General features: G+C 76.8%; 5 protein-coding genes. 4 read left to right on the plus strand and 1 reads right to left on the minus strand.

Going from position 1 to position 6,335, the window contains the following annotated elements:
• The first annotated feature begins 47 nt into the window (after window positions 1–47).
• The 4 genes from ABT263_RS07710 to ABT263_RS07725 all read left to right on the plus strand — a co-directional run bounded on the left by ABT263_RS07710 (window position 48) and on the right by ABT263_RS07725 (window position 5,093).
• Entirely contained in the window at window positions 48–713 is a 666-nt protein-coding gene (locus tag ABT263_RS07710; protein WP_329488828.1) for a DUF5819 family protein, read from the plus strand.
• Window positions 710–1,987, plus strand: coding sequence for an HTTM domain-containing protein (locus ABT263_RS07715; protein ID WP_352288616.1), 1,278 nt, complete (start codon window positions 710–712; stop codon window positions 1,985–1,987). The genes ABT263_RS07710 and ABT263_RS07715 overlap by 4 nt, the downstream gene beginning before the upstream one ends.
• Before the next feature lie 10 nt (window positions 1,988–1,997).
• Window positions 1,998–4,142: an FUSC family protein gene (locus ABT263_RS07720; protein WP_329488830.1), complete on the plus strand. Its 2,145-nt coding sequence runs from the start codon at window positions 1,998–2,000 to the stop codon at window positions 4,140–4,142.
• 165 nt (window positions 4,143–4,307) lie between these two features.
• A complete protein-coding gene (locus tag ABT263_RS07725; protein ID WP_352288619.1) occupies window positions 4,308–5,093 on the plus strand; it encodes a TrmH family RNA methyltransferase in 786 nt (261 codons plus the stop codon).
• Here the strand turns inward: ABT263_RS07725 and ABT263_RS07730 are convergent.
• Entirely contained in the window at window positions 5,090–6,334 is a 1,245-nt protein-coding gene (locus ABT263_RS07730; RefSeq protein WP_352288620.1) for a peptidoglycan-binding protein, read from the minus strand. The genes ABT263_RS07725 and ABT263_RS07730 overlap by 4 nt on opposite strands.
• Between the last annotated feature and the right edge of the window lies 1 nt (window position 6,335).

Raw genomic sequence — 6,335 nt, forward strand, 5'->3', positions numbered from 1 at the left:
TCCGGCAGGGTGGGACCCTCCCGGCCGGAGGCTGGGGAGACGATGCCATGGCCGGGACCGAGGACACCGGGGCGCCGCCCGCCGGGCGGCCCTGGTCGGGGCCGGCCCTGGCCGTGCTCGGGGTGGCCGGCGCGGTGCTGGTCGCGGGCACCGGGCTCTTCCTCGCCGCGGTGTTCCTGCACGTGGCCCCGGCCAACTCGGCCTCCCGGGAGTACCGGGAGCAGGTCGACGGCCTGGTGTACCCGGAGTTCGAGCAGAACTGGAAGCTGTTCGCCCCCAACCCGCTCCAGCAGAACGTCAGTCTGGACGCCCGGGTGCGCACGGTCGCGGACGGCGGTGCGACCAGGACCCACGACTGGACCGGGCTGACCGCCCGGGACGTCGCGGCGATCCGCGGCAACCCCGCGCCCAGCCACGCCGACCAGAACCTGCTCCGCCGGGCCTGGGACTTCTACGAGGGCTCGCACAGCGCGCAGGACGACTCGCTGACCAACCCGCGCGGCAAGCTGGCCGAGCAGTACCTGAAGCGGATCGCGCTGCAGCGGATCGGCCGGAGCGTCGACGGCGAGCGGATCCTGCAGATCGAGTTCCGGGTGACGGCCGCCACCGTCCCGCCGCCGGACTGGAGCGGGGAGGCCGCGCCGCCCGCGCCGAAGGTCCGCGAGCTGCCGTGGTGGCCGGTGGGCGACGAGGACTTCCGGGGGCTCGGGTGAGCGACGTGCCCCCGACGGTCGGGCCGGAGCTGCTCGACGGGATCCCCCGGCAGCCGCGGCCGGAGGCGCCGGCGCTCCCGGCCCCCGGACGGCCCGGTGCGGGCCCCCGCGCCGCCCTCGGGCGGGCCCTCGCGGCGTTCACCGGTCAGGCGCTCGGGCGCCACCAGGCGGCCGCGGTGCGGATCGGCTTCGGCCTGGTCTGGCTGGCCTTCCTGCTGCGCGAGTGGCCCCACCGGCGGGTGCTCTACGGCGACACCTCGCCGTGGTCGCTCGACCTGGCCGAGCGGCTGCTGGCGGACAACGGCGCGCTGACGGTGCTGCCGTGGTTCGGCGGGCGGCTCTGGTTCGAGCTGGTCTACCACCTGGCGGTGCTGGCCGCCCTCGCCGTCCTGCTGGGCTGGCGGACCAGGGCGAGCACCGTGCTGTTCCTGGTCACCGTGCTGTCGCTGCAGAACCGCAACGTCTTCCTCGGCGACGGCGGCGACAACGTCGTCCACCTGATGGCCGTCTACCTGGTCTTCACCCGCTGCGCGCGGGTCTGGTCGCTGGACGCCCGGCGGCCGGCCCCCGGCCGGAGCGGGGTGCTGCTCTGGGCGGTGCTGGGGGCGGTGCTGCTGGTCTGCCAGCTCGGCGACTTCTCCGGGGACAGCCTGACCTGGACGGCCGCGACCTTCCCGCACGTCGGCTGGGCGCCGGTGTTCTGGGGCCTGTGGGCGGTGGCCGCGCTCTGGTGGCTGCTCGGGCGGCTGCGGCCGGACGGCGAGCCGCGCGCGGTGCTGGACGCGCTGGCGAACATGGTGCACAACTGCGCGATGCTGGTGATCGCCGCCGAGGTGGTGCTGATCTACGCCACGGCCGGCTGGTACAAGGTGCAGGGCTCGCGCTGGCAGGACGGCACCGCGCTCTACTACCCCTTGCACCTGGACTACTTCACGCCCTGGCCGGGGCTGTCCGGGCTGGTCGGCTCGGCCCTGCTGCCGGTCTTCCTGGTCTCCTACGGGACGGTGCTGCTCCAGGTGGCGTTCCCGTTCACGCTGGTCGACCGGCGGATCAAGAACGTGCTGCTGGCGGTGATGATGGCCGAACACCTGGGGATCGCGGTGCTGCTGGGGCTGCCGGTGTTCTCGCTGGCGATGGTCGCGGCGGACGCGGTCTTCCTGCCGACCGGGGTGCTGCGCTGGGCCGCCGCGCACGTCGGTGGCCTGGCGGTACGGTCCCGGAGCCTGGTGGCGCGTGCCGGGAGCCTGCGCTCCCGGAGGGAGCCGCTCCCCTAAGCTGACCGCCATGTCCTGGTTTGCCGCACTCCGAGACACCGCGCGGACCGGACTGACCCTGGACCGGGCGCTCACCGACCCCAAACGCGCGGCCCGCGGGGCCGTCGCCGTCGCCCTGGTGCTCTTCCCGACCCTGGCCCTGGGCGGGCCCCGGCTCGCCACCTCGGCCGCGATGGGCGCGTTCATCGCCGGGACGGCCACCTTCCAGCGCAGCTTCCGCCCCCGGCCCACGCTCGCCGTCGCGGCCGGGATCGGTCTCGGCACCAGTACCTTCCTCGGGTACCTGGCGGCCGGGGTGTACGGGGCGTTCCCGGTGCTGCTCGCGGTCTGGTCCTTCGGGGCGGGCCTCGCCTGGGCGATCGGGCCGACCGCCGGGGTGGTCGCCGCCAACACCCTCTCGGTCATGCTGGTCGTGGTCCAGCTCCCGGTCAGCGTGCCCGCCGCGCTCGGCCACGGGCTGGTCTGCGCCCTCGGCGGCGTCGTCCAGGCGGCCGTCATCACGTTCTGGCCGATCGGCAGCTGGACCGCCCAGCGCGAGGCGCTGGCCGACACCTACGCCGAACTCGCCGACTACGCCCGGCGGCTGCGCCAGGACCCGACCGCGCACGTCGACCCGGCGCCGTTCATGACGGCCCGGCACGCGGCCGCGCTGACGCCCTGGCAGGACCGCCGCCGGCCGCCCGAGCTGCGCGGGCTGCGCGGCATCGCCGAGCGGGTCCGCCCGACCCTGGCCGCGATCGCCGACCCCAAGGTCGGCGCCCCCGAGGAGGGGCCCGAGCGGGACCGGGCCCGGGCCGTGCTGGCCGCCGCCGCCGAGGCGATGGACGCGCTGGCGCGGGCCGTCCGCACCGGTGATCCGCTGCAGCTGCCCCGCTCCGCACCGGCGCTCACGCTGGCCGCGCCGGCCGACGGGCCGGAGCTGCAGGGCGCCAGCCGACGGGCCGCCCGCCGGCTGGCCGGGCTGCTGCGCAAGGCCGCGGACGCCCTGGAGCGCGGCGACGAGGACACCATCAGCACGCCGGTGGTCGGCGCCGGCGGGGCGCTGCTCAAACCGCCGCTCTCCCGGATGCTGCCGGTCGCCCTGCGAGCGGTGCGGCGCCAGCTCCAGCCGCACTCGGCGGTGTTCCAGCACGCCGTCCGGCTCACCGCGGTCGTGGTGCTCGCCTACCTGCTCGCCCGGCTGCTCGGCTTCGAGCACGGCTACTGGGCCCCGATGACCGCCGCCATGGTGATGCGGCCCGACTTCGCGCAGACCTACAGCCGGGGCGTGGCCCGGCTGGCCGGGACGATGGTCGGCGTCGCGGTCTCCACCCTGGTCGTGCAGCTGGCCCACCCCGGCGAGTGGGTGCTGGCCGCGCTCGCGGTGCTCTGCATCGGCGGCGCGTACCTCACCCTGCGCACCGGCTACGCGCTGATGACGGTCTGCATCTCCTCCTACGTCGTCTTCCTGCTCGGCCTCCAGGAGGGGAACCCGCTGGTCACCGCCTTCGAGCGGGTCGGACTGACCTTCCTCGGCGGCTCCGTCGCGCTGCTCGCCTACGCGCTCTTCCCCACCTGGCAGACCGCCCGGCTCGGCGAGCGGCTGGCCGAGTGGCTGGCCGCCGCCGGGCGCTACGCGGCCGCGGTGCTCGCCGTCTACGAGGACCCGGGCGCCCCGCGCGGGCGGGAGGTCCGCTCGGCGCTGCTGGACTCCCGGGAGGCCCGGTCCGAGCTGCTCCAGGCGATGCAGCGGGCCGACGCCGAGCCCGGCCGGCACGCCTCCGGGCTGCCCGGGGTGAGCCGCCGCCAGCTGGACCGGGCCCGGGCGGCGGTCGGCCACCTGGGCCGGGTCGCCGTGCTGCTGGAGGCCCACCTGCCCACCGCCGACGCCGACCCGGTGCCGGGCGCCGCCGAGTTCGCCGAGGAACTGCGGCTGGCCACCGCGCTCGCGGCGGCCGCGCTGCTCACCGACCGCCCGGTGGAGTTCGACGCCGTGCGGGAGGCGCAGCGCGGGCTGGAGGACCGGCTGGCGCAGGCGCCGGCGAGCGTCCAGCGCGATGTCGTCCGGACCAGCAGCCGGCTGCTGCTCCAGGCGCTGAAGGACCTGGAGCGCGCGCTGCGCGGGGGCGCCTCGGCCACCCCGGCGCAGCGCGCGCAGGAGTCCACGGCGCGGTAGCCGCGGGCGGTCGGGCGGTAGCCGTCCGGCGGGCCGGCGGGCACGCTGCGGGCACGTCGTGGAGCGCCGGTCGGAGCGGCGTGGCGGGCCGGGCACCTGCGGGCCTCGGCCGGCGGTCGGCCGCCCCGGCGGGGGCGGTGGGGCGGGGGTGGCAGAGTGGGCGTCATGGACGACGAGCGGGTGCGGGAGTGGCGGGCGGGCGCGGCGGCGCCGGACACGGTGCTGTTGGACGGGTTCCACGCGCTCAAGCACGCGCTGCGCTTCGGTGGGGACGTCCGGCAGGTGCTGACCGCCGACCGGGCCGCGCTGCTGGCGCTCGCCGCCGAGCTGGCCGAGGACGTCGCCCCCGCGGTGGCCGCCCTGGCCGTGGAGCTGCCGGAGGCGGCGCTGCGGACGCTGGTGCCCAGGCTGCACCCCACCGGGGTGGTCGCGCTGGCCGGGCGCCCGACCAGCGCGGCCAACCTGGCGGCCCTCGGCCGGCGGCCCCGGACGGCGCCGGTCGTGCTGCTGGAGAATCCGCGCAACCTGGGCAACGTGGGCGCGGTGATCCGGCTGGCGGCCGGTTTCGGCGCCACCGGCGTGGTGACCACGGGGGACCTGGACCCCTGGCACCCGAACGTGGTGCGGGGCAGCGCCGGCCTGCACTTCGCCACCGCCGTCGAGCGGCTGGAGCTGCCCGAGCTGCCCGCCGGCCCGTTGTACGTGCTGGACCCGGAGGGCTCGGACATCCGGACGGTGGCCCTGCCGGACGACGCGCTGCTGGCCTTCGGTACCGAGCGGCACGGGGTCTCGGCAGAGCTGAAGGCGCGGGCGGACCGGCTGGTCGCGGTGCCGATGCAGCCCGGCGTCTCCAGCTTCAACCTGGCGACCAGCGTGGCGATGGGTCTCTTCCACTGGATGTCGGGCCGCCCGCCCGGCCTTCCCCTGGAGGGCGGGCACCGGGAGGGCTAGGGCGCGAACAGCCGGTGCCAGGTGTCCGGCCCGGGGTAGCCGTCCGCCTCGGCGCCGCTCCACCCCTGGGCGAGCTGGAAGGCCTGGACGGCCAGCCGGTCGGCCTCGCCCCAGCGCGGGCCGGGGCCCTCGGTGTAGAACCGGCCGAAGCCCCTGCGGACCAGCTGCTCGCCGAGCCGCGTCACGGACGCGTTGTCGGCGCCCGGGGCGAACCGGTCGCCGCCCGGGAAGGCGGGCACCGCGGTGTCGCCGCCGGGGGTGACCGGGGGCGGGGGGAGCCGGGTGGCGGCGGCGGGGATGTCGCGGCCCTTGTGGGCGACCAGGTAGTTCCAGGTGTCCTTGCCGGGCAGGCCGTCGGCCTCGCTGCCGCGCCAGCCCTGGGCGAGCTGGAAGGCCTCGGTGGCCTTCCGGTCGGCCTCGCCCCAGCGCGGGCCGGGGCCCTCGGTGTAGAACCGGCCGCCCCCGCGCTCGACCAGCATCCGGCCGAGCTCGGTGACGTGGGCGTTGTTCGCCCCGGGGCCGAACTTGTCGGCGCCCGGGAAGGCGGTCGACGCAGAGCCGGCGCCGTCGTTGCTGCTGCCGGTGGTGGAGAGCGCCTTGGCGCGGTACGGGAGGTACGAGGCGGAGTTGCTCCAGTAGGCGTACGGGGTGTCCCGCCGGGTGGTGCCGGGGGAGGTCTGCTCGTACGCCAGGTAGCGGGTGCGGGAGGAGTCCGTCCAGCCGCCGAAGAGGGTCACGTGCGAGCCGGCCTGCGGGTTGGCCGGGTTGTTGTAGATCAGGATGTCGCCGGGCTGGAGGTCCGCCTTGGTGATCCGGTCGGCGAAGTCGGGCAGTGTCCAGGTGGTCTGGCTGCCGTCCAGGCCCCAGGCCATCGAGACGAAGCCGGAGCAGTCCTGGCGGTAGCCGTCGGACCAGAAGCGGCTCATGCTGTACGGGACCTTCTGGGCGAGCCAGCTCTGCGCCCGCTCGACGATCGCGGCCCTGGTGAGCGGCTCCGCGGTGGCCCGCGGGGCGGCGGGGGAACGGGCGCCCGGCTCCTCGCCGTAGAGGCCGCTCACCGCGCCCTGCGGGGTGGTCGGCGGCTGGGCGGCGCTGGCGCCGCCGGGGGTCGGCGCGGGGGCCGCCGCGGCCCCGGCCGCCCCGCCGCCCGAGTGGCGCGGCTCGCTGAAGAGCCGTTTCCTGGAGCCGGAGCTGCGCCGGACGCTGGAGGCGAACGCCGCGGCCGGCTTCGGCGAGATCACC

Source organism: Kitasatospora sp. NPDC001603 (assembly GCF_040298365.1).
In the GTDB taxonomy this organism is placed as follows: domain Bacteria; phylum Actinomycetota; class Actinomycetes; order Streptomycetales; family Streptomycetaceae; genus Kitasatospora.